We start from the raw sequence: 23,545 nt of genomic DNA, 5'->3' as shown, positions 1-23,545 counted from the left end.
TCAGCCGGGGTTGCGCCAGCTGTGCTTGACCAGCAGGTTGCGGGCGTCGTCGGCGACCGCCGCGTCGGCCACGACGTCGTAGCGGTCGGCGACGATGTCCCGGCGGGAGAGGAAGCCGCGGCCGCGCGTGGTCCAGTAGCTGACCAGGCCGAAGGCGGCGCCGAACAACGCGCCGTACGCCATGCCGCCGAGCATCAGGGCCACCGGGGAACCCCCGGTGAACAGCGGCAGGAGCAGCCCGGCCAGCACACCGAACCAGAGTCCGGTGGCCGCGCCGGCCCCGGCGGAGCGCAGCACGGAGGCACGACCGAGCACCGTTTCGACCAGCCGCAGGTCGTGGCCCACGATGCCGGCCCGCTCCACGGGAAAGCCGTTGCCGGCGAGGAATCCGACGGCCTTGTCGGCCTGCTCCGCCGTGGAGTAAGAGCCGACGACCGGCCGGTCCTCGACGTTCGGCAGGATGACCGTCGGGGCCGTCTTGAACATGATGGCCATCTCCTTCAAGTCAAGCCCTATAAAAACTATAACTCCAATTGTAGGTTTTGGTCAAAGCCGCAGCTACGTCAGGCGGCTCTTACGGAGGCTCTTGATCGACGCGGGCTGGTCGCGTTCCTCTACGCCCTGTCCCGGCTCCCCGAGGGCAGCCTTTTCCCGGTGGGTGACCTGCTGGTGGAGGTGGGCGTGTGCTTGGGGATCGCGCTGGCGGCCGCGGCGACCGCCGTACGGTTCGCGGCCGGGCGGCAGGCGGCCATGGCGGCAGTGGTGGTCCAGCCAGGGCTGGTTCTGGCGACGCTCCTGCTGCCGGACCAGGTCTGGCTGTGGCCGCCCACCTGCGGGTTCGGGTATTGGGGCGAGGCGCATCGCTTCTGGCCGGCGATGGTGCCGCTGCCCTTCGTCTGGCTCGGGCTGGCCTGCCGCGACCTCCGCCGCTGAGTTCACCAGCTCAGCACCTTCGGACGTCCGGCCGGAACCGGCAGCCGGTCCTGCAGCATCCGTACGCCCAGGGGGACCAGGGCCACGCAGAGCAGGACGGTGACCAGCGCGTCGGGGATCGAGGCGGCCTTGAGCACGCCCATCCAGGTGCCTCCCGCCAGCAGCAGCATCGAGGCCCGGGCGGTGCCGAAGACGCCCGTGCGCCAGGCGGCGACGGCCAGCAGGAGCGAGCCCGCGTACTGGCCGACCGAGGCCCAGACGGGCACCCGCCACGGTCCGTAGGAGATGTCCACGTACTCCTTCATGATCACGTTCGTCGCCTGGTCCAGCCCGATGACCTCGGTGAGCTGGAAGGCGGCCTGTTCGGCGCCGGCGAAGTAGAGCCGGGCGAACAGCCCGGTGACCAGCAGGGTGGCGCCCCAGAAGGCGAGGCCGCCACCGACCCGCTGGGCCAGAGCGACGAAAGCGGGGAAGAGCAGCAGTGCCCCCAACGCGAAGACCGCGCAGGAGAGGGTGAGCAGGGCGGGGTCCGAGGTGTAGGCGAGAAGCTGGCCGTAGGCGGCGAACGGTTGCGCCTCCGCCCACGCCTGCTGCTGGGGGGTGAGGGCGGTGACCGTGCTCAGGTATCGGAGCAGGTACCCGGCGCACATGACCAGCGGCCCCAGGACGAGTGTCGCGCCGCCGATCCACCGTCCGGGAAAGTAGGTGTTCACGGCGACGAGCCTGTCAGGGGCGAACCGGCTGGATCATCCGCCGATCGTCATCCGGCGCCCCTGCCGAAAGTCACCCCTTCTTGAGCACCTCCGTCAGCGCCGAGATGCTGTGCTCGCCATGACCGGCCGCCACGGCCCGCCTCAGCAGGTCGTGGAGGGGTGCGTGCCAGGCCGCGTCGAGATTCGCCTCCTTGCCGAGCTCCTCGTCGTAGGGGATGCCCGCGACGAAGAGGTTGACGCTGGACCCGAGCTTGGAATAGTCGCCGCTGTCGATCTCCTCGGCCATGACGGGCAGGATGGAAATGATCATCTCCAGCCACTTGGCGGTGAACCGCACCATGCTGCTCACCTCCAGCCCACGCGCCTGGACGACGGCGGCGCCCTGGAAGAAGCCGACCAGCGCCGGCAGCAAGGTGCCGCCCACCGCCATCTCGTAGAGCGCGGCGAGATCCGGCTCCGCGCCGAGATGGACGGTGTCGCCGCCCACGACCTTCAGCGTCGCCAGGTGTTCGTCGAAGACGGTCTTGTCCCCGCCGTAGTAGAGCAGGGTGTCCGGCGCGCCCACGGCCGAGGGCACGTTCTTGATCGCCCCGTCGAGGAACCGGGCGCCGTGGCCGGCCGCCCAGGCGGCCATGTCGCGGGCGCCGGCCGGGGAGCCGCTGTTCAAGGTGACCAGGGCCCGGCCTGCCAGGGCCGCGGCGGCCGGTCGCAGGGTTTCGCGGGTCGCGTCGTAGTCGGTCAGGCAGGCGATGACCAGCGGGCTCGCGGCCACCGCGGCCTCGATCACGCCGGCGTGGACAGCGCCTTCGGCGACGAGCGGGGCGGCCTTCGCGGCGGTCCGGTTCCACACGGTGGTCGGGTGCCCGGCGGCCACGAACGCCTTGGCCAGCGCCGTACCCATCGAGCCCAATCCAATGATCGTCACAGGTGTCATGCTCGCAACTCTGCTGGACACGCTGCTATTTACTCAAGTACCGACAATTTTGTCGGATACTGATAAAAATGTAAGCATGAAGCCACGGACCTTCACCTGTGGGCTCGACGCCGCCATCGCCGTCATGGGAGGCAAGTGGAAGGGGCTGATCCTCTTCGCCCTCCAGGACGGGCCGCTCCGGTTCGGGGAGCTGCGGCGGGCGGTGCCCGGCATCAGCGAGCGGGTGCTGATCCTGCAACTCCGCGAGATGGAGACGGCCGGTCTGGTGCATCGCGAGGTGTATCACCAGGTCCCGCCGAAGGTGGAGTATTCGCTCACCGATTTCGGCCACACGCTCAACACCGCGATGGCTCCGCTCGGCGAATGGGGCGACGAGCATATCGACCGCATCGAGGCCATCCCCTGGGACGAAGTCGCTACCGCCTCAGCACGTCGACCAAGCTCGTGAGGCTGTCCCGGCCATGACCCGCGGCGACGCCCCGGCGGAAGATCTCCAGGACGGCGGCCGGCAGCGAGCCGTCCACACCGGAGGCCCGCGCGGTGTGGACGACGTGCTCCAAACTCGCCACACCCATGGACAGCCGATCGACGTCCCCCTCGTGCAGGCCGGCGGCGATGCGCGGGGCGTAGAACTCCAGGAAGTAGCGGAAATCCATGGTCTTGATGGCGTGCGGAAGGAACTTCTCCGCCGAGATCCCGTTGGCCTCCGCCACCGCCTGGCCGTGCAGGTAGCCCATCAGCCCGGTCCAGAACATGTCGATCCCGATCTGGTAGTACAGCGCCGCCAGCCCCGGGTCCTCGCCGAGGTAGTCGATCCCGGTCAGCACCTCCAGGGCGCTCCGGTGCGCCTCGATCGTGTCCTTGGGACCGCTGTAGTACGTCATGGCCTCCGGCGTGCCGATGCCCGGCGGCGGCACCTGCACGCCACCGGTGATCTGCACGGCCCCGCGCTCGGCCAGCCACGCCGCGGCCTGGCGAGCGCGGTCGGGGGTGTCTGAGGTGAGGTTGGCCACGGTGCGGCCGGTCAGGGCGGTTGCCGGGGACTGCTCCAGGATCGCGTACATGGCGGCGTAGTCGATCAGGCTCAGCACCACCAGCTCACTCGCCGTCAGCGCCTCCTCGACGGATCCCGCCCGCCTCGCGCCCCGCGCCACCAGCTCGTCGGCCTTGGCGGGCGTGCGGTTCCACACGGTCACCTCGTAGCCGCCGCTCAAGTAGGCACCGGCCATCGCCTGCCCCATGGGCCCCAGACCGACCACGGTCACGTTCATGGACATCTCCCATCCACACTAGAACGAACGCTCTATCTAGGGCCAGGACCCTAGCACACGACTAGAACGAACGCTCTACCCAATAGACTGTGAGCCATGGAGACCATCGGCACCCGGGAGCGGATCGTCCGGACGACCTCTCGCCTGATGCAGCGGCAGGGGTACGAGGCCACGGGACTCAAGCAGATCTCCCAGGAGGCCCGTGCCACGCTGGGATCGGTCTACCACTTCTTCCCCGGCGGGAAGCGGGAGCTGGCGGTCGAGGCGGTCCGCCACGGGGACCGGGAGTTCGCCGACTTCCTGCGTGCGGCGTTCGGCCGCGAGGACGATCCGACCGCGGCGATCATCGCCTGCACCCGCGACCTGGCCACCGGCCTGCGCGACTCCGGCTGGCTGGACGGCTGCCCCGTCACCACGACGGCACTGGAGAGCGTGGGCCGGGTCCCCGAGATCCAGCAGGCCGCCGAGGAGGCGTACGAGAACTGGCGCGCCCTGGTCCGCGACAAGCTCCGCCGCTCCGGCTTCGCCGACGACGTGGCCCACGACCTCGCCCACACGGTGATCAACACGTTGGAGGGCGCCGAGCTGTCCGCCCAGGTGTCCCAGAGCGAGACGCCACTGGAGATCGCCGGCCGGCATCTCGCCCGGCTCATTGACTCGTACCGATGAGTTCCGCGGGCCGGGCCGACGACACGAGCGGCGTCGCGGACCACCTCAACGAGGTGTCGAAGCACGTCGTCTCCCGCACGATGCGCGACCCGCAGTGGGCGCTCGCGGAGACCCGGCCGTTCCGATCCGGGGTCGTGCTGTCGCGCTGCCCGTCACCGCCTGCAGCACCGGCGGGCAAACCACGTCCTCCGCGTTCGGACGCTCCGGCTCGGCGGCGGCGTCCGCGCCACGCGGCGTCGTCACCGCCGCCGAGGCCAAGGCCATCCTCGCCAAATGGGGAAAGGCGGAGAAGGACGCCGCCCGGCAGGGCGGCACGGATTGGACAGCCGCGAATGCCGGACTGGCGGCAGAGATCAGCACGTCTCTGAGCCAGCTGCACAAGTCGCTCGGCGAGCCCGTGGACTGGGCCGAGAAGCCCGAGCAGTTCCGGCGCAAGGCCGTCCGCAAGATCGCCGCGATGTACATCGCCGTCGTCCCGAAATCGCCGGGCCTGGTCCGCGTCCCCACAGAGCGGGCCACCTACCTCAGCATCACCGGCTCGTAGCTCAGGCGAACCAGTCCAGGAATTGGCCGTGGGGCCCGGTGAACGCCAGCGGCCGCCCGTCCAGAGCCAGCACGCACACCAGCCGATCCCGAGGCGCCGGCCGGGGCAGTCGACCGTCCACGAACGGCAGCACTCCGACCGGCTCGTTCGAGATCCATCGGCAGTCCCGCACCTTGTCAGCGAGGGCCTTCCGCTCCTCGAGCGGCACGTACGCCAGCACGGAACTGTGGAACACCACCGGGGTGGCACCGGCGGGGACCTGGGCGATCAGGCCCCCGACCACCTCGTTGAGATCCCCGCGCACCAGCCGCGCCGGCTCCGCCGCGCGGGCGACGCTGACGGCCCCCCGCAACCTCCGGAATCGCTCCTCCTGCTCCGGCCAGACCAGCGATTCCAGCCACCGCACATCCTCAGCACTGCGTACGTCGAGCGGGTTGAGGTCGACACCGGCACGCCAAACGACACTGGGCATCCCTCGCGGCACCGGAACCGGGCCGTCCGTGCGGCACTCGAGCTCGACCGGACTGCCGTCGGCACCGATCACAGGCCTGTCGTCATAGCGGTACCTGTACCGATCCGGATAGAGACACAGCCCCGCCGACGACCCGGCCTCGATCAACGCCAACGGCTGCGGGAGGCCGGCGAGGACCGGCAGGAGAACGGCGCATCGCCCCGGCTCGTTCGTCTGGGTGCGCCGCGCGTGCATGGTCCGCCGCACCGCCTCCCACTCGGCCACCGTCCACGCGCGAAAAGCCTGATAGTCGCCGACGGGCCCACCAAGGAATCGCACCGCCCCGAACAGCAGATTCGGCTGCCGTTTCGGCTCGGGGAGCTGCTCGATCAGTGCCAGCAATTCGGCGTCGTCGGCAATCCGGCCGGCCAGCATTTCATAGGTCGCGGATTGCCCCCGCGCTTCCATCGCCGCGAACGTGTTGTACCACTCCGCCGTATCCATCGATCTCCTTCCCCTGACACTCGGCCGGCGGGTCGCCGTGCCGAGAGGTCCGATAGTCGCCAGTGCCGTCCCCGGATTCTCGTGACACTAGGGCCATGACGAGTGTGGATACGGCCTGGGCGGTCATGGAGAGGTTCTATGCGGCCGAGGCCGCGTATGTCGCCGCGGGCGGTCACGGCAAAGCCGATTACAGTGAGGTCGCGGCTTACCTGGATCCTGAAGTCGTCTTGTATCAGGCTCCCGGATTGCCGTTCACGGGGACGGGAGTATGGCGCGGCCGAGACGGTATGGAACGGTTTCTGGCCGCGTTCAGCGAGACGTGGGAATCGATGGAGTTCTTGGAACAGGAGCATTGGGGGAACGGCGACACGGTCGTGGTGCGCAATCGTGTCCTTTTCCGCTCCCGCGCCACCGGTCGCGAAGTCGACACTCTGATCCTGCAGCTGATCCGCGTACGCGATGGGCGCATGCTCGAATGCCGCCCGTTCTACTGGGACCCCGCCGCCGTTGCCGGCGTCTGCGACCGTCAGAAGTTGGAACGGCTATAGCCGGCGGCCTTGGCCGCCTCCTCCGTACAGAAGGCTCTGTCGTTCAGCGGCGACACGGAGTAGTTCCCACTGCCAGGAACGCTGTAACTCTTCGCGGCGGCGAAATTGGTCGCGAGGATGGGCAGGCCGCCGCATCTGGCCACATGGATCGGATAGCTCGCCATAGCCTGGGTCAAGGGGTTGAGGAGCGCGATCACGTACAAGGCGACCGCCGTGACGAGCGCCCGCATCCAGTCCGGCGAGAACCTGAGCACCGCGAGCAGCACCAGGCCGACGAGATAAGCGAAGGCCATGAGTATCAGGTACAGCATCGCGAAATTCCGAGGCGATAACTCGGGCACCGCGACGGTCACCACGACCAGGCCCAACCCCGGAACGCCGATGACGAACGCCGCCAGCCAAGCACTCGCCCGACCGTACGATCTGCGCCTCACACCCAGATGTGACGCTCCAAAGCAGGGGCGGGTTCCCTCAGCTCTCGTTGCTGAGGCGATCGGCCTGGGCGCGGCCCACTTCGGCGGCCCGGTGCAGGTAGTCGGCGATGACGGCGAGTTCCGCGTCCTCGTACCTGTCCAGCACCTCGGTGAACGCCTTGCCCGGCAGGTCCCAGGCCGTACTGATCCTCTCCCGTGCCGAGGGCGCCAAAGCGACCAGGGCTCGCCTGCGATCGGCAGGGTCCGGGCGACGTACCACCAGACCCGCCTTCTCCAGCCGATCCACCAGGCGTGTGGCGGAGCCGGGCGTCAAGCCGGTCAGTCGCGCGATCTCGCCGGTGCTGACCGGCCCTGACTCCAGATCCAGCAGTGCCACGCACTGCAGGTCGGTGGAGTGAATCTGCAGATGGTCGGCCAATGCCTGGTTGAACAGCACGTACGCCGCATAGTGCCGCTGGCTCTCGTCCATGATCCGCTTCAGTGCTTCGGCCCGATTTGACATGGGACAGCCCATACCTCACATTTATTTGCGTCACACAATCTTTGTGTGGCGCACTTTTTGCGTCACGCTCCCATCTTACCCTCCGCCGACGAAAGGCATGTCCCGACATGACCATCCTTGTTACCGGCGCTCGTGGCGCTGTGGCCACCGAGCTCATCGCCCTCCTGCGTCAGCGTGGCCTGTCCGTCCGCCCGGCCTCGAGTCGTCCGAGCGACCCGTCGATCGCCACCTGCGACCTCACCGACCCGGCCACCTTCCCGGCCGTCCTGGCGGGCGCCGACTCGGTCTTCCTGTACGCCGAGCCGTCCCACATCGACGCCTTCGTGAAGGAGGCCGTCACCGCCGGAGTGGAGCACATCGTGTTGCTCTCATCCTCCGCCGTGCTCGCCCCGGCCCCCGAGACCAACCCGCTGGCCAAATCCCACGTGGACGTCGAACACGCCCTGACCGCCGCCCCCATCCGAAGCACGCTGCTCCGTCCCGGCGCTTTCGCCGGTAATGCCCTGGCCTGGTCCTGGCCCATCAAGGCCGGCGTCCCGGTGAGCCTGCCCTACCCGGACTCGTACAACGATCCCATCCATGAGGCCGACCTCGCCGAGGCGGCCGCCGCCGTCCTGGCCGACCCCGCGCTGGGCGGCCGGGCGTACACACTGACCGGTCCCGAGTCGATCACGTGCGCCGGGCAGATCGGCATCCTCAGCCGCGTGACCGGCCACGACATCGCCATCCGGAAGGTCACCCGCGAGGAGTGGAAAGCGGAGATGGCCGACTACGTGTCCGGGCCCATCGCCGACGCGCTGCTGGACTGGCAGCAGTCGAACGAGGGCGTTCCGACCGAGATCACCACGGACGTCGAGCGGTTGATCGGACGGCCCGGCCGCACGTTCGCCACCTGGGCGCAGGAACACGCGACCGCCTTCAAGCCCTGACGTGCACACCGGCCGGCGCCGACCTGATCCGCCGCCAACGGCTTGAGCTCGTACTCGCCGTCATGGACGGAGACGAGGCTGAACTCGGCCACAGCGGCGCCCCTCCCGGGGGCGGCCGTTGCTCCACCCCTCCTTCCTCAACGGTGCGGATGGTCGATGTCCGCAACGGTAAGAACCAGGTGGTCAAGGCGCTCGATCCGGATCATGACTCGAATGTGACCCAGAGGAGCAGGACCGACTGGTTCGGCGGGGTCAGCGACCGGCCGCCAGCTCCGCCAGCAGCGCGGTCCACCGATCCCCGATGACGTCCCGGTCGTACTGCCCGGAGGTACGCAGCGCCGCCCGCCCCATCCGCCGGCGCTCGCGCTCGTCGTCGACGAGCAGGCCGATCGCCGTGGCCAGGGCGTCGACGTCCCGCGGCGGGACAAGAAGCCCGTCGCGGCCGTGAGTGATGATCTCGCGGGGCCCGTGCGGGCAGTCGAAGGCGACCACGGGAACCCCCTTGCTGAGCGCCTCCAGGATGGTCATCGGGAAGCCCTCGCGGCGGGAGCTGAGCACGAAGAGCGAGGCTTCGTCGAGCTCGGCGCCGACGTCGGACGACGGACCGGGCAGTTCGACCGAGTCCAGGCGCAGCTCGCCGGCCAGCGCCAGGAGGCGCGCCCGATCCGCGCCCGATCCGACGATGCGCAGCGTCCAGCCGGGATGTGCGACGCTGACCTGCTCCCAGGCCCGCAGGAGCAGGTCGTGGCCCTTGACCTTGGTGAGGCGGCCGATGGCGATGACGGTCTTGGCGGTCAGGGGCGACGGCCCGCCGCTGACGGGCGGCGTGGCGTTGGGGACGCGCAGCAGGTGGCGGGGCGCGCGGGAGCCCAGAGCCGCCCGGTACGCGCCGAGGTCGGCCTCGGTCAGGGTGACGAGCGCGCCGAGCCGGCCGTACCGGCGGGCGATCATCTTCCGGACGGAGGGCTTGTGCGAGCCGAAGCCGGTGTGCTCCTGGCCGATGGTGATCACGCCGGGCGGGGCCAGCAGGGCCGCGGCCAGGTTGAGCCCGGGGCGCGTGGTGATCAGGACGCCGGTACGCAGCCCGCGCAGGAACCGCAGGAGAGCCAGGTCGGTACGCAGGTCGAACCTGTCGTAGGCCGCCTCCTCCCGCGGGATGAGCCTGCTGCGCAACAGTCGCGACGCGTGACGCCGGCGGGGGCGTTCGTCCAGGAAGGTGACGCGGACGCCGGGAGGAATCGGGAAGAAGGGCCGCTCCCTGGTCCTGATGACGCTGACGATCTCCACGTCGTGGTCGGCCGACAGCGTGCCGGCGAGGTTGAGCACGGTCCTGATGGTGCCGCCCATGCCGTACGCGTGCATCAGCAGGATCTTCACCTGCCGCGTACTGGGCGGGCCGGCGCGGCGGGCCCGGCGGCGGTTGGCCGCCCGGAGCAGGAACGGGCCCAGCCTGCGGGCGTTCGCCGCCAGAAGGATGGCGGCCGGGGCCACGATGACCGAGCCGATGACGTCCGTGGGATAGTGCGCGCCGAGGTAGACCCTCGCCGCCATCTGCCCGACCACGAGCAGGCCGCCCACCACCACGACAGGCCATCGCCAGCGGGTCTTCCAGGTCAGCAGCGCGGCCGCGACCACGACGGCCAGAGTGAAGCACACGTGGCCGCTGGGGAAGCTGCCCGGGCCGAGACCGTACACCAGCGCCTGGGACGCGGGCGGCCTGGGCCGCGCGACCAGGACCTTGAGCAGCAGACTGACGCCCCAGCCCGCGGCGATCATCGCCAACACCCGCCGGGCGGCGCGCCACCGCCTCCAGACGGCGATGTCCGCGACGAGGGCGGCGACCATGATCGCGCCTGCGACGTTGCCGAACCCCACGTTGAGGACCTGTGCCAGCGCGGTCAGCCACGGCCCGCGTACCGACTGCACGAGCCCGCTCAGGTGCGCGTCCGCCGCGGTCCACGCGGGCGCACGGGCGGCGAACCCCACCACTCCCCCGAGGACCAGGAGCGCGACGGAGATCGGGACAGCGAACCTTGTTGTGCTCAACCGCATACCGGAACGGTAGAGAACGGCACGTGAGATCCTGATGAGGATTCCGCGGGCGAGCCATTCACCTCGCCCGCCCGAAGCGTGGCGGTGGCGGTGGCCGGGCGTCGCCGTTGGTTCTCAGCCGCCACCACGAACGAGGTCGTGAGCGGCCTCGGCGAAGGCGCGGACGCGTGCGGTGGCGGTGTCGGCCGCCAGAGCGGGCCCCGTTGCAGGGGTGAGGCGTCGCGCGGCGAACTGCTGACCGATCTGGACGACCTCACCGCCAAGACCCTGCTCGCGGAGCCCATCGCTCCGCTGCTGAGCGTGCAACTCCGGCATCTGGGCGGCGCCTTCACCCGCCCGTCCGACAGCCCGCTGACCGAGCCCTACGCGCTCTACCTCTTCGGCGTCCCGACCGATCCAGCGGCGGCCGCGGCCATCGCGGTCAAGCAGCGCACACTCGCCGCCGCCCTCCCGGTGAGCGGCCGCAAACCGCTCACCTTCCTGAATCCCGGCGAGACAGTGACCGACGCCTTCACCCCGGCCGCGCTGACCCGCCTGCGCGACATCAAAGCCCACAACGACCCGCGCAACATTTTCCGCTCCAACTTCCCGGTTGAAGGCTAATGGGAGCTACCGGGTCGGCTGATCGGGCAGACTCGGTGCCTGGTAGCCGCGAGTGAGTGAGCACTTCCGAAGGCTGGACCGATCTTGAGTCCTGGGGTCAGACCGTGCCCTCACTCGTGGTCAGGGGCCTTGATCACTGATGGGATGTCTGAGCCTTGCCCCCGGCCAGCGCCCGCTCGACGACGCGTTTGACGGTCTTGTGCGCGGTGCCGGCCGCCCGGTGCCGCATCAGGCAATGCTCGCCCTGGCGAGACGCGGGTGAAGACGGTTGTGGTAGCTTCGACGTCGCCGCATGCTGCTGCGAACTGAGGAGGTGAGACCGATCAACGCTGTGACAGGTCGGGCCTCCCTCTCCCGCATGGCTTAGGGAGTGCCCGCAGAAGGCATCCCGAAAGGCTTGAAACGCACATGCGCTTCACCTCCCAGACGTCGTCCGACGGCGTCACCGAACAGTTCCTCACCTTCGGCGAGATCCCCGGCGTGCTGTGGACGCCGGAAGACGCTGAACCCTCTGCCCTGATCCTCATCGGACACGGCGGCGGACAACACAAGCAGGCTCCTGGCGTCGTGGACCGCGCCCTTCGGCTGGTGACCGAGTGCGGTTTCGCGGCGGCGGCCATCGACGCCCCGGCTCACGGCGACCGGCCCAAGTCCGCCGAACACGAGCGGATCATCACCGAGATGCGGGCCCGCATGGCCGGCGCGGGCGACCCGGCCCCGCTGCTGGCCGAGCTCCACACAGTGCTGGCCGCCCAGATCGTCCCGGAATGGCGCTCGGTCCTGGACGCGGTCGGGGATCTGGGCCCAGTGGGTTACTGGGGCATGTCGCTGGGCTGCGCTCTCGGCATTCCGTTGCTCGCCGCCGAACCGCGGATCCGCGCGGCGGTGCTGGGGCTGAACGGGACGTCGTTGGCCTCGGCCGAGGCCGCGGCCGGTGTCACCGTCCCCGTGCAGTTCCTGATGCAGTGGGACGACGAGCGGGTGCCGCGCGAGGAGGCCCTGGCACTGTTCGACGCCCTGGCTTCGGCAGAGAAGACGCTGCACGCCAACCCCGGCAAGCACGGGGAGGTGCCGGCCTTCGAGGCGGACGGCGCGTTGCGGTTCTTCGCCCGGCACCTGGGCTGAACACCGCCGCCTGTGGTCTGTGACGCGCCGATCGGGATCCGTTCCCGATCGGCGCGTTCCGCACGCACTGGTCGGCGTGGCCGGCGGCGATTCAGGCCGATGAGAACACCACACGCCGGCAGCCTCGCTTCCGACGCTGACGACCTGACGAAGTCCTGCAGCAGCCGGCCGGTAGAACTGCTTCTCGTACAGCCGCCATGTTCCGGCCGCATCGCGCACGCGAGCAGCGCCTGCTCCAACGGGGATCCACATGCCTGCGCGACGTGTGCGCCAGCACGGCCTGCCGTATCAGCAGGGCTTCGGTCTCGCTGGAACGAACCATCGTCACTTCATGCAATGCCCATGTCACAATGGGCGACATGCCGTCCCCCCGACACGACACGCTCATCAAGCTGTTCAGCGACCGCCCTCAACTGGCGGTGGAGATCCTGCGCGACCTCATGGGGGTGGAACTGCCCGACACTCCGCTGATCCGGCAGGAGGAGAGCACCTTCAACACCCGGCCCTCCGACGACTTCGAGGCCGACCTGGTCCTCGTCCTGGGACCACCGCAAGAACCCGCGCATGCCATCATCGTGGAGATCCAGCAGGACAAGTCCAAACAGCCCCGGCAACTCGCCCGCTACGCCGCCGCACTGTGGCTGCTGCTCGACTGCGACGTCACCGTCCTGGTCGTCTGCCCCGACCGCTGCGCCGCCGCCCACTACGCGCAGCCGATCGAGTCCGGACTGACGGGCTACCGCCTGCAGGCCCGGGTGTTGGGACCGGACGGTATCCCGGTCATCACCGATCCCCAGCAGGCCGCCGATCACCTGGGCGTTGCAGCCATGTCGGTCATGATCCACGGCCGCACCCGCAAGGTCGTCGAGGCCTTCGCCGCGGCACTCGCCGCAACAGGCGGCGAACACGCTACGAAGTACTATGAATACGCCTACAGCATGTCCACGCCCGACGTACGACGCCTCATGGAGGAGATCATGACGTCCACCGACTGGCCCGTCTACAGCCCCTTCGCCCGCGAACACTTCGGCCGAGGCAAGGCAGAGGGCAAGGCAGAGGGCAAGGCGGAGGGCAAGGCGGAGGGCAAGGCGGAGGAGGCGGCCAGGATGGTGCTGCTGGTGCTGGCCACTCGCGGCCTTGACGTTCCAGCCGAATCACAAGCCCGGATCGTCTCCAGCACCGACCTCACCCAACTCGAAACCTGGGCCACCCGCGCGATCACCGCCGAGACCATCCACGACGTCTTCAACGAAACAGGCGAACGAAACAGCTAACGCAACCTGGCGGACTCTGGCCGCCGCGATGCCACGACCTTCCATCTGGAGTCGGGACGGCTCTGCGTGCTGACCTCTCGGCACCGGCACGCACGCATCGTCGTGGCCAGGGCGGGAATCTCTGACCTGCTCGACAGTCTTCCCTCCACCCCGAAGGTCCAGCTCAACGTGCCGATCACGTTTCCTGACGGCTGGGCGGCCAACCACACCGTGCTCGCCCATCTTGATCAGCATCGTGTCGTCTCACGATGAGGAGCGGCCGATGCTGTGCGAGGTGAAAGCAGCCGTCACTGTGGGGTGGACGGCCTTCCCTGCGACGAAGCGTTCTTCGTGCTCCCGGCCGCTCTTGCCCCGCCGATCCGGCGGTGAGGGCGGAGCCGCCCGCGGCGCCTCCGCCACGGTCGCGTGATCGAATTCAGCTTGAGCAGTTCCTGGAGGCTGACTCCTTCCTGAGCCCATGCCCGTAGACCCGCGCGATCGACGAGGTGAATGCCGACCTCGGCCGCGAACTTCGCGGCATCCTTGGTGAACGACCCGTTGGTCACCACAATGGCGACATGAGCACCGTGTGCGTGCTCCGCCGTGCCATTGACCTGGTAGATGACTCGTGAACCAACCTTTTTCTCTGTGACCGTGTGCTTGCACTGCACCACGATCACGCGGCGGTCCTGGTCACGGCCGATCACATCAGCAGCCTTGTCACCTGCTCCTCCCACCCGCCTCGCATCGATGCCGTCACGGATCATCAGATCGCACACGACGTATTCGAAGGCGGTGGGGTCCAGTCGGTCGATCTCGCTGACCAGGTCCAGCCGCAGGTGAGCCATCCGCTGGACACGACGACGCCGAATTACCGCCCTCCAGCGCAGGCGAGCCACGACGATCCCGACGAGGAGGAAGATCGCCGCGGCGCCGAAGTACCAGCGGCTGAGCAGCAGATCGGTCAAGGCCCGCATCGCCTCGAAGAAAAGCAGACCACCGAACAGAGCCGCGATTGCAGCTGCGGTCCAGTCGCCGCCACCGGACGGGGGACGTAGACGAATGCGTGACCGCAGCCACTCCCATGCTGCCTTGCTCACGGGTTGGGAGCCTCAGGCGGCGCGACGTCGGCAGGGACGACCTGGCCTGTGGAAGCCGGCTCAGCCGGGACCGGGGTGTCGGATTTGGCTCCCTGGACGGCGAACCAGGCCCCACCGACGGCGACCGCCAGTATCACCCAGCCCGCCCCTTTCTTTGATTTACGACGGGACTTATTGACCCAATGACCGCGCCGATAATACCGATCCGCCATGACTTTCCCTCCCGATCTCGATTCCAGCCATTCGACACCATGTAAGCAAATCCAGCCGACAAAATCGCCAGGCCTTCCATTGACCTTCGGAGGGATTTACTTGTGGCGCTGCCAATAGGGAGATATGGCCAGATGGGAGCTTGGCAACAACACGCTCGGCGACTCCAAAGCTGCGGGCAAAGACCGGGCCTGACCTCGATCTACGACTTGCGGAACAGCAGGAGAGACCTCGCAGGTCCGGCGATTTCCGCCCATGACTTCGCTTCCGCCCCTAAACGCGCTTTATCCTCGCCAGCCCCAAAGTCGTCAGCGTCATCTCCGAGTGCTGCAATTTCGCCCAGGGTGCGTCACATCTGGGAGGTGTGTTGCCGAAACAGATCCCGGAGCCGCAACAACATTCGCCGGCAACCGCATTCAACAGTTCAACCTGTCGTCTGACGCGCTACTTCGCGGTGGTAGGCGACGTGTGCGATGTTGATCACGTGTTGGGGAGCGAGGCGGAGGCTGCCTCGAATCTGACCAGCGAGCTCGTCGAAGACGACCAGGTCACCCGCATCGTGGTGGACTGGCGGCGCTGTGGAATCGGGGATCCGTCGGTCAAGGGATGTGGGCGCATTGACCAGCGGTTCGAGGTCCTGTCCCGGTTGATCGACCAGGCCTGGCCGGTCGAGCGGCTCGGTGGTCAGCACGCGGATCGCACCCCTCTCCTGGACGGCGGCGAGTTTCACGGGACTGACACAAATCTGCCACCTGCGGTCCGGCACACTGGCGATCATCCCGCACAACCGTGATTCACCGAGGGAGCCCATGAGCAAGGTGATCTTCGATATGAGCATGTCGCTGGACGGGTTCGTCGTGGCGACCGGCAGTACGCCGGAGGAGCCGCTCGGCAAGGGCGGCGAGCAGTTGCACGAGTGGGCGATGGGCGGCGACTCGTCCAGGAGCGAGCTCGTGGCCGCCGTCGTGTCGAAGGCGGGCGCCTACATCTGCGGGCGGCGGACGTACGACGACTCGCTGCGCTGGTGGAAGGCGAACGGGCCGACCGGTCCCGCCCGGCTGCCGCTGTTCGTCGTGACCCACCGGGCGCCCGAGATCTCACCCGAGGGCGGGGTCTACACCTTCGTGACGGACGGGATCGAAAGCGCCCTGCGGCAGGCCGAGGAGACCGCCGGCGGCAAGGACGTCTATGTGATGGGCGGCCCGGACGTCGGGCGTCAGTTCATCAGGGCGGGGCTGGTCGACCATATCGGCGTCCATGTGGTGCCCGTGCTGTTCGGCGGGGGCAAGCGGTTCTTCGACGGCATAGGGGACGACCACATCCGGCTCGAGGTGGTGAGCGTGGTCGACACCCCGCCGGCCACCCATCTCCTCTACCGCGTCGTGAAGTGACGCGTCATCGCGGAGCGGCCTCGGCCACCCTGCCTGTTGTTGCCGTGCCGCCTGATGGAGACTCCGCGGCTGTCATTCGGGTCTGATGTCGCTGCACGAGGAGGAAGCGGGCCAGGATGAAGCAGATGATCGCGGCAGCCGCCGTCAATACGATCGTCTTCCCGATGTTCTCGATCACCTCGTTCCTGCCGGGCGGGAGCACGATCATCTGGACGGCGGCACCGACCGGCGCCATCAGTTTCGCGAGCAAACCGATCACTCCCGGTCGCTTGACGCATGCACCGACGGCTCCCAGTGGCCCTCCGAAGATGACGCTGGTGATCCACCAGAAGATCGGCTCGGACTCGTACCAGGGGTAGAGCCCGCCGCTACGGATGGTGTCCACGATGCTGTAGGCGGCCGTGGCCGCAAGCAGGGCCAGCGCACCAGCGGCGGCACCTTGCGCCAGTGCCGTGGAACGGCGCTCCTCGGCGCGGGTGATCAGCCATCCGACGGCGACCGCGAATCCTGCCCAAGCCCAGCCGGAGTCGAGCAGCACGCCCACGATTTCCGTGCCCGACCACCCGCTGGTGGTATAGGCGCGGCTTTCAAGGTCGGCGGAGCTGTGGGCGATGGCGTTGACGAGGGAGGTCACCGCGCCGAATGCCGCTCCGAGCGCCAGGGCGCTCACCAGGATCCGCAAGAGCCGGGTCAGGCGCGAGCGGTCCCGCCGTCGACGGCCGTGTCGCTGATCACCAGTCACCACGCCTTCCTACCGCAAAAATCCGACGCGTTCGGCGTTGGAGTCGTAGCCGCCCCCGCCCGGGTAGACCCAGGCTCCGGTGAGGTTGCGGTCGCCGGCGCTGAAGACGCCCTGGTAGTAGGCGGGGGAACCCCGCTCACCCGCCCAGATGGTGAGGGTGTCGCCCTCGAGTTCATAGGTGTAGTCGAGGGTGCTGCCGTCGTCGCCGTAGTAGCGGGACTTGATGTCGGTGCTGGGCTCGGCCATCAGCGTGCGTTCCCGGCCGATGATCTCGATGCCGTGAGTGTCGCCCAGTTGCACGTCCTGCTGGAGGAAGAAGTCGTTCAGCCAGCGGTAGGTCACGGTTCCGTCGTGCCCTCCGGTGATTTTCCAGGTGCCGACGAGCCTGGTCAGGGCCTGTAGTGCTGGGTCGTTGGTCATCGCCGTCTCCTTCAGAGCGGGTCGTCGCCTCTACAGACCGGCGTCAGCGAGAGAACTCATCGGTCCTCAAGGCGTACAAGCCGGAGTAGTCCGCTCGAACGAGACAAGGGTTCGCCGCTTGTCAGGTCAGGTCGAGTCCCGCGAGCTGGGCGCGGCTGGTCACGTTGAGCTTGGGGAAGGCGCGATAGAGGTGGTAGCTGACGGTCTTGGGGCTGAGGAAGAGCTGGGCGCCGATCTCCTTGTTGGTGCGACCTGCCGCGGCCAGACGGACGATCTGCAGCTCCTGCGGGGACAGAGTGGAAAGGGAGTCGGTACCGGCCGCGGAGAGACTGGTGTCGCCGGCCGCGCGGAGTTCGTTCCTGGCACGATCGGTCCAAGGCCGGGCGTCCAGGCGCTGGAAGGTTTCGAGCGCGGCACGCAGGTGGAGGCGGGCGGCGCTCTTCTGCCGTTCCCTGCGCAGGCGCTCGCCGTAGACCAGCGCGGTGCGCGCCGAATCCCAGGGGCGGCCGCTGGTCGCGTGCAGCCGTACGGCCGTGCAGAAATGGTCGTGCGCGCGCTCCCCATCGGGTTCGAGAAGGGCTCGGCAGCGGTACGCGACGGCCTCGGCCCAGTCGAGGCCGGAGGCCGCGGCCCACGCCTCGTAGCGGCGTAGCGGCTGATCGGCGGGCAACCCGAGCCGGGCCGCGGCTTCGATCTGGTCGGGAGCGAAGTGCACGGCCTGGAACTGGTGGCGCACCGGACCCGCCATGGCGCCCTCCAACCGGTCCAGCACCTCGGCGTAACGGCCCTGGCCCAGATCGAGCAGCGCCTGGGCCCACTGCGCCCAGGCCAGACCGTTGACGATCCCGTTGGCGTCGTAGTGCTCCTGCGAGGCGGCGGCCAGCTCGGCGCACCGGTCCGCGTCACCTCGGGCCGCGGCGATCCAGGCGAGCATGCCCTGCATGCAACCGGCCCGGCTCGGCCTGCCGGTCTCCGCGGTCAGCTGCAGTCCCTCGCTCGCGGTGGCCGTGGCGTCCGTGAACCTGCCGAGGAAGATCTCGCTGGTGGCGAGCGTGATGTGGAGCACGGCGAGCTTGCTGACCTCGCCATTGGCCCGGCATTCGTCGGCGGCGGCGCGCGCGATCTCCCACGCGGCCTGGAAGTCACCGATCTGGAGGGCGAAGTAGGAGGCGTTGATCCGGCGTGAGTGCATTTCCGAGGTGATCCGGCTGCCCCTGGTCACCAGCTCCCGCATGATCGGCAGGGCGGCCGCGGGGCCTTCGGTCAGCAGCGTCGCCATTCCCAACGCGGCCTGCCTGGCGAGGTCGACGTCGTCTTCCGGGCGCAGGTCCAGTGCGCGCAGGCGGGCTGCGGCCTCGACGAGCCCGTCGGCGTCGCCGAGACGGTTGGCGTTGCGTGCCGCTTCGACCAGCATCAGACCGGCGGCGGCGCGGTCGTCGCCTGCCACGTCCGCCGCTCCCTTGAGCAGCAGTTCGTGAGCCAGGTGCGGGGCGCCCTGGGCTGAGGCGATCCTGGCCCGCAGTGTGGGGAACGTGGTGCGGGCCGACGCGTCCGGCACGAGGCCGGTGGCGGCCTCGATGAGCCGCTGGGCTCGTTGCGGCTGCCCGCCTTCGGTGGCGTCCACGGCGGCCGACAGCAGCCTGCGCCCCTTCGGCTCCCGATCCTCGCTCAGCTCTGCCGCTCGCTCGAACGCGGCGGAGGCGCTGACGTTCGCGCCGCGGTCCCTGGCCCGCTGGGCCATCTCCTCCAGGGCTCGCGCGGCCGTCTCGTCAGGGCCCGTCGCGGCGGCGGCCAGGTGCCAGGTCCGCCGGTCGGGCCGGCCGCGCAGGAGGCCGGCCAGAATCGCATGGACCTGTGACCGCAGATCGTACGTACTGAGCTGGAAGGCCGCCGCACGCATGAGCGGATGGGCGAACCCGACGTGCCGTCCCGCGATCCTGACCAGCCCGGAACGCTCGGCCGCTGCGAGCGCGGCGGGTTCGATGCCGAGCTCGGCGCAGGCCGTCGTGACCACATTCAGGTCGCCGCCGTCGGCCAGCGCGGTGACCAGCAGCGCGGTCTGGGCGTCTTGGGGCAGCCGGCCGATGCGGGCGGCGTAGGCCAGCCGCAGTCGTTCCGGCAGCGGCAGCGGGCTGTGGTCATAGGCCGGCAGTTCAGCGGCGCGGGGGAGTTCGAGGAGGGCGAGCGGGTTGCCCGCGCTCTCCTGGATGATCCGCACGCGCATCGGGCCGGTGAGGGTGGGAGCGGCGTCGGCGAGCACCTGGGCGGCGCTCTCGTCGTCCAGGCCGGTCAGCCGTAGCTCCGGCAGGCCCGCCGGGTCGAAGCCCTCGCGCGCGCCGAAGAGCATCACGACGCCTTCCGCGTGGAGCCGGTGCGCGGCGAAGCGCAACGCGCGCGCCGAGGCCTGATCCAGCCAGTGCGCATCGTCGACCAGGCACAGCAGGGGCCGGTCCTCGGCCACCTCCGCCAGCAACGACAGCACGGCCACGCCGACGTGGAACTGATCGTCGGTCCTGGTGGGAGCCAGGCCCATGGCCCCCGCCAGCGCCGCGGCCTGTGGCTCGGGCAGCGCGCCGAAGCGGTCGAGCAGGTGGCGCAGGAGCAGGTGGAGCGAGGCGAAGGGGATGTCGGCCTCGGTCTCGATGCCCAGACCGCGCAGCATCTCCATGTCCCGCGCGCGCTCCTCGGCGTACGCCAGAAGTGACGTCTTTCCGATCCCCGGCTCGCCCTTGATCACCAGGACGCCGGAACGTCCACCCCGTGCCTGGTCGAGCAGTACGTCAATGGCCTTCTGATCAGACTCACGCCCTCGAAGCACGCGACGAATCCTAGTCGCTTGTCCGATACCGCCCAGATGTCAACCGACCTAGCGTCGTCGGCCATGAATCCGATACAAGTGGTCGACCTGGTCTCGGTCACCAAGCACTACGCGCACGGCGTCACGGCGCTCGACGACGTGTCGATCGGCTTCGGTGCCGGGACGTTCACCGCCGTGATGGGGCCGTCAGGGTCGGGCAAGTCGACGATGTTGCAGTGCGCCGCCGGGCTCGATCGGCCGAGCTCGGGGCGGGTGGTCGTGGACGGCCGAGATCTGGCGACGCTCAGCGACAGGAAGTTGACGCTCCTGCGGCGCGACCGGATCGGTTTCGTGTTCCAGTCCTTCAACCTGCTGCCGTCGCTCACCGCCGCCCAGAACGTCGCCCTGCCGCTGCGCCTGGCCGGCCGCCGCCCCGACTCCCGGCGAGTACGCCAGGGCCTGGCCGCGGTCGGCCTGGCCGAGCGCATGAACCACCGCCCCGCCGAGATGTCCGGCGGCCAGCAGCAGCGCGTCGCGATCGCCCGAGCGCTGGTCAGCCGGCCGGCCGTGCTGTTCGCCGACGAGCCCACCGGCGCCCTGGACGCGAACACCAGCCGCGACGTGCTTCGCCTGATGCGCGACCTGGTCGACAGGCAGGCGCAGACGATCATCATGGTCACCCACGACCCGGTGGCGGCCTCCTACGCCGACCGCGTGGTGTTCCTGGCCGACGGCCGGGTCTACGGGGAACTGCACGACCCGAGCGCCGAGCTGATCGCCAACCGGATGTTGCAACTGGAGGCATCGTGCTGAGAATCGCCTGGTCCACGCTGCGCACCCGGTGGCTGTCCTTCGCCGGCACCTTCGTCGCCCTGGCGCTCGGCGCGGCCCTGATGGCCGCGCTCGGTCAGGTGCTGGCCTCCAGCGTCTCCTCGCCCGACCGGGCTCCGCAGCGGTACGCCGCCGCGCCCGTCGTGGTCGTGCCCGACGAGCGCCTCAGCGTGAAGAACTGGCTGGGCGAGAGCAGCGCCCCGCTGGCCGAGCCACGGGGGCTCGACCCCGGACTGGCGACCCGCCTGCCCGGAGCCGTGGTGGACCGGATCTTTCCCGCGCAGCTCGCCGGCGGCCCGCCCGCCGTCGGCCGTCCCTGGTCCGCCGCCCGTACGGCACCGCAGCGGCTGTCCTCAGGAAGGCCGCCCGCCAGGGATGACGAGATCGTGGTCACCGCCGGCGCCCGGGTGGGCCAGAAGGTGCACGTGGTGACCGTGACGGGGGCCCGGCCGTACCGGGTGGTGGGGCTCGCCTCGGCGGGGCCGCAGCACACCGTGTTCTTCACCGACGCCCGGGCCGCCAGGCTGTCACCGCGGATCGACGCGCTGGCGCTGTGGCAGCCTGCCGCCGAGGTCCGCGCCGCCCTGGGCGCGGCGGCCGCGTCCGGGACCGCGGAAGGTAAGGCGGGAACCCCGGCGACCTCGAGCAAGGTCACGGTCCTGACCGGCCAGGACCGGGCGTTGCCCGACCCGTTCCGCGAGGCCGACGAGCAGGCACGCAACAACGCCAACACGATCGTCGGCATCGCCGCCGGTTTCGCGGCGTTCATCGCCATATTCGTGGTCTCCTCCACCTTTGCTTTCGCGGTCGGGCAGCGGCAGCGCGAATTCGCCCTCCTCCGCACCGTCGGCGCGACCGCGGGCCAGGTCAGGCGCATGGTGTATGCCGAGGCTGTCCTGGTCGCGGTCATCGCCTCCGCGCTCGGCGCACTGACCGGCCCGCTGGCCACCCGCCCGATCCTGGACCGGCTGAGCGCGCTCGGGATGGCGCCTGCCTGGCTCGTGCCCTCCACGTCCTCGGCCCCCTCGTACGTGGCCTTCGGCACGGGCGTTCTGGTCGCCGTGCTCGGCGTGGTCGTCGCCGCCCGGCGGGCGGGCCGGGTGCGGCCGGCGGAGGCGCTGCGCGAGGCGGCGCTGGAGCCGAAGGCCATGACGATCGGACGCTGGATCGCCGGAGGCGGCCTGCTCGCCACCGCCGTCATCAGCATGATCCTCAACGCCGTCAGCGACCCGGCCGGTGCGACCAGCAACAAGACGTTCATGCCCATCGTCATGCTGCTCATCGCCGCCGTAGGGCTGCTCGCCCCGATCTTCGTCCGGCCGGTCACGAACCTGCTCGCCACCCCGCTCGGACGGCTGCGCGGCGCGGGCGGACTCGTGGTCCCCGCCGGCGCCGTCGCCTCGGCGAGGCGTACCGCCGCCACGGCCGCCCCGGTCCTGGTCACCGTGGCGCTGGCCGCGACCCTGCTCGGCGCCGCGGCGATGACCGACGCCACCAAGGCCGCGATGCGGACCACCCCCGTACGCGCCGACTACCTGGTGCTGCCCTCCGGCACTGCCGGGCTGGACCGGCAACTCGTCGAACGCCTGCGGGCCGTCCCCGGCGCCGACGTCACCCCGGTGATCTCGACCAGCCTCTACACGCTCGAAGGCGGGGGCACGCAACTCATCAAGCGGCCCGCCGAGGCCGTGCACCCGGCCACGCTCACCGCGGCCCTGTCGGTGCCCGTGACCGCCGGAACGCTCACGGAGCTGCGCGACGACACGATCGCGGTCGCTTCCACCTGGGAGCTGAGCCTGGGGCAGCGGGTGAAGCTGTGGCGGGCCGACGGCAGCCAGGCCACCTTCGAAGTCGTCGCGCTCCTCGGCGCCGACTCCGCCGCGGACTCCTACGTCACCCAGGCGCACGCCTTCTCCGCCCTGCCCTCGGCCGCATACGTGAAGCTGCGTCCCGGCGCCTCCGCCACCGAGGTCCAGAAGGCGTTGGAGCAGGCTGCCAAGGGACACAACGCGCGCGCGGTGACCAGGGCCGCCTGGGTCGCGAGCGCCACAGAGCGCCCCGCGTCCGCCAGCCGCCTCGGCCTGCTGGCCGTGCTCGGCATCATGCTCAGCTATACCGTGATCGCACTGGTCAACACGCTGCTGATGGCGGCCTCCGACCGGGCGCCGGAACGCGGCGCCCTGCGCCTGCTCGGCGCGACCAAGCCCCAGATCCTGCGATACGTCATGGCCGAGGCGCTGCTGGTGGTGGCGGTGGGCGTGGTGCTGGCGGCCGTCGCCACCGCGCTCGGGCTGCTCGGGTTGTACGCCGCGCTGGCGCAGCTTGCCGGTCCCGTCGACATGGACCTGCCCTGGCAACCGGTCATCGGGGTGATCGGCCTCTGCTTCGTGCTCGCGGTGGTGGCCGCCGTGCTGCCCGCGAGCCGTATCAAGGGAGTGGCGATTCCCCGGGCATGAGAGACCCGCGAAGACGGCGGTCGAGATTCGGAGTGTGCGCCGACGGGTGTCCGAACGCGCCCACCGCGTCGGCCTTCAACTGATTTGCGACCACCACCACCAGGAAATTCGGGCGATACGTCATGGTCATTCC

General features: G+C 69.6%; 26 protein-coding genes. 14 read left to right on the top strand and 12 right to left on the bottom strand.

The window, feature by feature from the left end; all coding sequences use genetic code 11:
* Positions 1–486, bottom strand: coding sequence for a general stress protein (locus tag ACIBX3_RS34505; RefSeq protein WP_397124439.1), 486 nt, complete (start codon positions 484–486; stop codon positions 1–3).
* A 168-nt stretch (positions 487–654) separates the two neighbouring features.
* Here ACIBX3_RS34505 and ACIBX3_RS34500 point away from each other — a divergent pair, with 168 nt between their 5' ends.
* A complete protein-coding gene (locus ACIBX3_RS34500; protein ID WP_397124437.1) occupies positions 655–933 on the top strand; it encodes a hypothetical protein in 279 nt (92 codons plus the stop codon).
* 2 nt (positions 934–935) lie between these two features.
* On the opposite strand, the gene ACIBX3_RS34495 is transcribed toward ACIBX3_RS34500, so the two are convergent.
* Entirely contained in the window at positions 936–1,646 is a 711-nt protein-coding gene (locus tag ACIBX3_RS34495) for a hypothetical protein (RefSeq protein WP_397124434.1), read from the bottom strand.
* A 70-nt stretch (positions 1,647–1,716) separates the two neighbouring features.
* Complete coding sequence (locus ACIBX3_RS34490) at positions 1,717–2,580, bottom strand: NAD(P)-dependent oxidoreductase (protein WP_397124433.1); 864 nt, start codon at positions 2,578–2,580, stop codon at positions 1,717–1,719.
* On the opposite strand from ACIBX3_RS34490, the gene ACIBX3_RS34485 reads away from it, so the two are divergent.
* The gene (locus tag ACIBX3_RS34485; RefSeq protein ID WP_397124431.1) at positions 2,579–3,028 is read left to right on the top strand and encodes a winged helix-turn-helix transcriptional regulator; all 450 of its coding nucleotides are present in this window, start codon (positions 2,579–2,581) and stop codon (positions 3,026–3,028) included. The genes ACIBX3_RS34490 and ACIBX3_RS34485 overlap by 2 nt on opposite strands.
* Here the strand turns inward: ACIBX3_RS34485 and ACIBX3_RS34480 are convergent.
* Entirely contained in the window at positions 2,997–3,851 is an 855-nt protein-coding gene (locus tag ACIBX3_RS34480) for an NAD(P)-dependent oxidoreductase (RefSeq protein ID WP_397124430.1), read from the bottom strand. The two genes, ACIBX3_RS34485 and ACIBX3_RS34480, sit on opposite strands and share 32 nt — an antisense overlap.
* Positions 3,852–3,947: 96 nt before the next feature.
* Between ACIBX3_RS34480 and ACIBX3_RS34475 the strand changes: the two genes are divergently transcribed.
* Together ACIBX3_RS34475 and ACIBX3_RS34470 are read left to right on the top strand one after the other, a co-directional pair.
* The gene (locus tag ACIBX3_RS34475; protein WP_397124428.1) at positions 3,948–4,520 is read left to right on the top strand and encodes a TetR/AcrR family transcriptional regulator; all 573 of its coding nucleotides are present in this window, start codon (positions 3,948–3,950) and stop codon (positions 4,518–4,520) included.
* Positions 4,521–4,614: 94 nt separating this feature from the next.
* The gene (locus tag ACIBX3_RS34470; RefSeq protein WP_397124426.1) at positions 4,615–5,064 is read left to right on the top strand and encodes a hypothetical protein; all 450 of its coding nucleotides are present in this window, start codon (positions 4,615–4,617) and stop codon (positions 5,062–5,064) included.
* Between the two features lies 1 nt (position 5,065).
* On the opposite strand, the gene ACIBX3_RS34465 is transcribed toward ACIBX3_RS34470, so the two are convergent.
* Positions 5,066–6,019, bottom strand: a complete 954-nt coding sequence (locus ACIBX3_RS34465; protein WP_397124424.1) for a DUF2332 domain-containing protein — start codon at positions 6,017–6,019, stop codon at positions 5,066–5,068.
* Between the two features lie 95 nt (positions 6,020–6,114).
* Between ACIBX3_RS34465 and ACIBX3_RS34460 the strand changes: the two genes are divergently transcribed.
* The gene (locus ACIBX3_RS34460; RefSeq protein WP_397124422.1) at positions 6,115–6,567 is read left to right on the top strand and encodes a nuclear transport factor 2 family protein; all 453 of its coding nucleotides are present in this window, start codon (positions 6,115–6,117) and stop codon (positions 6,565–6,567) included.
* Here ACIBX3_RS34460 and ACIBX3_RS34455 read toward each other — a convergent pair.
* Positions 6,546–6,935 carry a hypothetical protein gene (locus ACIBX3_RS34455; protein ID WP_397124420.1) on the bottom strand — a complete coding sequence of 130 codons (390 nt, stop codon included), beginning with the start codon at positions 6,933–6,935 and terminating at the stop codon, positions 6,546–6,548. The genes ACIBX3_RS34460 and ACIBX3_RS34455 overlap by 22 nt on opposite strands.
* A gap of 103 nt (positions 6,936–7,038) precedes the next feature.
* Positions 7,039–7,503, bottom strand: a complete 465-nt coding sequence (locus tag ACIBX3_RS34450; RefSeq protein WP_397124418.1) for a MarR family winged helix-turn-helix transcriptional regulator — start codon at positions 7,501–7,503, stop codon at positions 7,039–7,041.
* Positions 7,504–7,610: 107 nt separating this feature from the next.
* On the opposite strand from ACIBX3_RS34450, the gene ACIBX3_RS34445 reads away from it, so the two are divergent.
* The gene (locus tag ACIBX3_RS34445; RefSeq protein WP_397124416.1) at positions 7,611–8,432 is read left to right on the top strand and encodes an NAD(P)H-binding protein; all 822 of its coding nucleotides are present in this window, start codon (positions 7,611–7,613) and stop codon (positions 8,430–8,432) included.
* A 252-nt stretch (positions 8,433–8,684) separates the two neighbouring features.
* On the opposite strand, the gene ACIBX3_RS34440 is transcribed toward ACIBX3_RS34445, so the two are convergent.
* Positions 8,685–10,484, bottom strand: coding sequence for a glycosyltransferase (locus ACIBX3_RS34440; RefSeq protein ID WP_397124414.1), 1,800 nt, complete (start codon positions 10,482–10,484; stop codon positions 8,685–8,687).
* A gap of 138 nt (positions 10,485–10,622) precedes the next feature.
* Here ACIBX3_RS34440 and ACIBX3_RS34435 point away from each other — a divergent pair, with 138 nt between their 5' ends.
* From ACIBX3_RS34435 to ACIBX3_RS34420, 4 genes are all read left to right on the top strand, one after another.
* The gene (locus tag ACIBX3_RS34435) at positions 10,623–11,087 is read left to right on the top strand and encodes a hypothetical protein (protein ID WP_397124412.1); all 465 of its coding nucleotides are present in this window, start codon (positions 10,623–10,625) and stop codon (positions 11,085–11,087) included.
* Positions 11,088–11,495: 408 nt separating this feature from the next.
* Entirely contained in the window at positions 11,496–12,212 is a 717-nt protein-coding gene (locus tag ACIBX3_RS34430) for an alpha/beta hydrolase family protein (protein WP_397124410.1), read from the top strand.
* 359 nt (positions 12,213–12,571) lie between these two features.
* Positions 12,572–13,486, top strand: coding sequence for a hypothetical protein (locus tag ACIBX3_RS34425; RefSeq protein ID WP_397124408.1), 915 nt, complete (start codon positions 12,572–12,574; stop codon positions 13,484–13,486).
* A 66-nt stretch (positions 13,487–13,552) separates the two neighbouring features.
* Complete coding sequence (locus ACIBX3_RS34420) at positions 13,553–13,738, top strand: hypothetical protein (protein ID WP_397124406.1); 186 nt, start codon at positions 13,553–13,555, stop codon at positions 13,736–13,738.
* Positions 13,739–13,773: 35 nt separating this feature from the next.
* Here the strand turns inward: ACIBX3_RS34420 and ACIBX3_RS34415 are convergent, their stop codons facing one another.
* Complete coding sequence (locus tag ACIBX3_RS34415) at positions 13,774–14,565, bottom strand: restriction endonuclease (RefSeq protein WP_397124404.1); 792 nt, start codon at positions 14,563–14,565, stop codon at positions 13,774–13,776.
* Positions 14,566–15,142: 577 nt separating this feature from the next.
* On the opposite strand from ACIBX3_RS34415, the gene ACIBX3_RS34410 reads away from it, so the two are divergent.
* Together ACIBX3_RS34410 and ACIBX3_RS34405 are read left to right on the top strand one after the other, a co-directional pair.
* Entirely contained in the window at positions 15,143–15,568 is a 426-nt protein-coding gene (locus ACIBX3_RS34410; protein ID WP_397124402.1) for a hypothetical protein, read from the top strand.
* Between the two features lie 16 nt (positions 15,569–15,584).
* Positions 15,585–16,166, top strand: a complete 582-nt coding sequence (locus ACIBX3_RS34405) for a dihydrofolate reductase family protein (RefSeq protein ID WP_397124400.1) — start codon at positions 15,585–15,587, stop codon at positions 16,164–16,166.
* Between the two features lie 4 nt (positions 16,167–16,170).
* Here ACIBX3_RS34405 and ACIBX3_RS34400 read toward each other — a convergent pair whose 3' ends face one another.
* The 3 genes from ACIBX3_RS34400 to ACIBX3_RS34390 all read right to left on the bottom strand — a co-directional run bounded on the left by ACIBX3_RS34400 (position 16,171) and on the right by ACIBX3_RS34390 (position 20,146).
* Entirely contained in the window at positions 16,171–16,836 is a 666-nt protein-coding gene (locus tag ACIBX3_RS34400) for a hypothetical protein (protein WP_397124398.1), read from the bottom strand.
* Between the two features lie 81 nt (positions 16,837–16,917).
* Positions 16,918–17,328, bottom strand: coding sequence for a hypothetical protein (locus ACIBX3_RS34395; protein WP_397124396.1), 411 nt, complete (start codon positions 17,326–17,328; stop codon positions 16,918–16,920).
* A 121-nt stretch (positions 17,329–17,449) separates the two neighbouring features.
* Positions 17,450–20,146 (bottom strand): LuxR C-terminal-related transcriptional regulator, encoded by a 2,697-nt coding sequence (locus ACIBX3_RS34390; RefSeq protein WP_397124394.1) that lies wholly within the window; start codon positions 20,144–20,146, stop codon positions 17,450–17,452.
* A 63-nt stretch (positions 20,147–20,209) separates the two neighbouring features.
* Between ACIBX3_RS34390 and ACIBX3_RS34385 the strand changes: the two genes are divergently transcribed.
* Both ACIBX3_RS34385 and ACIBX3_RS34380 read left to right on the top strand, forming a co-directional pair.
* On the top strand, positions 20,210–20,938 hold the full coding sequence (locus ACIBX3_RS34385; protein WP_397124392.1) for an ABC transporter ATP-binding protein: 729 nt from the start codon (positions 20,210–20,212) through the stop codon (positions 20,936–20,938).
* Complete coding sequence (locus tag ACIBX3_RS34380; RefSeq protein WP_397124390.1) at positions 20,932–23,412, top strand: FtsX-like permease family protein; 2,481 nt, start codon at positions 20,932–20,934, stop codon at positions 23,410–23,412. Before ACIBX3_RS34385 ends, ACIBX3_RS34380 begins: the two co-directional genes overlap by 7 nt.
* Positions 23,413–23,545 lie beyond the last annotated feature (133 nt).

It is taken from the genome of Nonomuraea sp. NPDC049480, assembly GCF_044465905.1.
Classification (GTDB): domain Bacteria; phylum Actinomycetota; class Actinomycetes; order Streptosporangiales; family Streptosporangiaceae; genus Nonomuraea.
Note: the sequence above shows the minus strand (reverse complement) of the source record. Positions and strands in the feature narration are given on the sequence as shown.

Coding starts and splice junctions, on each gene's coding strand:
- ACIBX3_RS34475 (WP_397124428.1), top strand. CDS start 3,948: ATGGAGACCATCGGCACCCGGGAGCGGATCGTCCGGACGACCTCTCGC.
- ACIBX3_RS34505 (WP_397124439.1), bottom strand. CDS start 486: ATGTTCAAGACGGCCCCGACGGTCATCCTGCCGAACGTCGAGGACCGG.
- ACIBX3_RS34490 (WP_397124433.1), bottom strand. CDS start 2,580: ATGACACCTGTGACGATCATTGGATTGGGCTCGATGGGTACGGCGCTG.
- ACIBX3_RS34485 (WP_397124431.1), top strand. CDS start 2,579: ATGCTCGCAACTCTGCTGGACACGCTGCTATTTACTCAAGTACCGACA.
- ACIBX3_RS34480 (WP_397124430.1), bottom strand. CDS start 3,851: ATGAACGTGACCGTGGTCGGTCTGGGGCCCATGGGGCAGGCGATGGCC.
- ACIBX3_RS34405 (WP_397124400.1), top strand. CDS start 15,585: ATGAGCAAGGTGATCTTCGATATGAGCATGTCGCTGGACGGGTTCGTC.
- ACIBX3_RS34395 (WP_397124396.1), bottom strand. CDS start 17,328: ATGACCAACGACCCAGCACTACAGGCCCTGACCAGGCTCGTCGGCACC.
- ACIBX3_RS34460 (WP_397124422.1), top strand. CDS start 6,115: ATGACGAGTGTGGATACGGCCTGGGCGGTCATGGAGAGGTTCTATGCG.
- ACIBX3_RS34430 (WP_397124410.1), top strand. CDS start 11,496: ATGCGCTTCACCTCCCAGACGTCGTCCGACGGCGTCACCGAACAGTTC.
- ACIBX3_RS34450 (WP_397124418.1), bottom strand. CDS start 7,503: ATGTCAAATCGGGCCGAAGCACTGAAGCGGATCATGGACGAGAGCCAG.
- ACIBX3_RS34385 (WP_397124392.1), top strand. CDS start 20,210: ATGAATCCGATACAAGTGGTCGACCTGGTCTCGGTCACCAAGCACTAC.
- ACIBX3_RS34440 (WP_397124414.1), bottom strand. CDS start 10,484: ATGCGGTTGAGCACAACAAGGTTCGCTGTCCCGATCTCCGTCGCGCTC.
- ACIBX3_RS34445 (WP_397124416.1), top strand. CDS start 7,611: ATGACCATCCTTGTTACCGGCGCTCGTGGCGCTGTGGCCACCGAGCTC.
- ACIBX3_RS34425 (WP_397124408.1), top strand. CDS start 12,572: ATGCCGTCCCCCCGACACGACACGCTCATCAAGCTGTTCAGCGACCGC.
- ACIBX3_RS34465 (WP_397124424.1), bottom strand. CDS start 6,019: ATGGATACGGCGGAGTGGTACAACACGTTCGCGGCGATGGAAGCGCGG.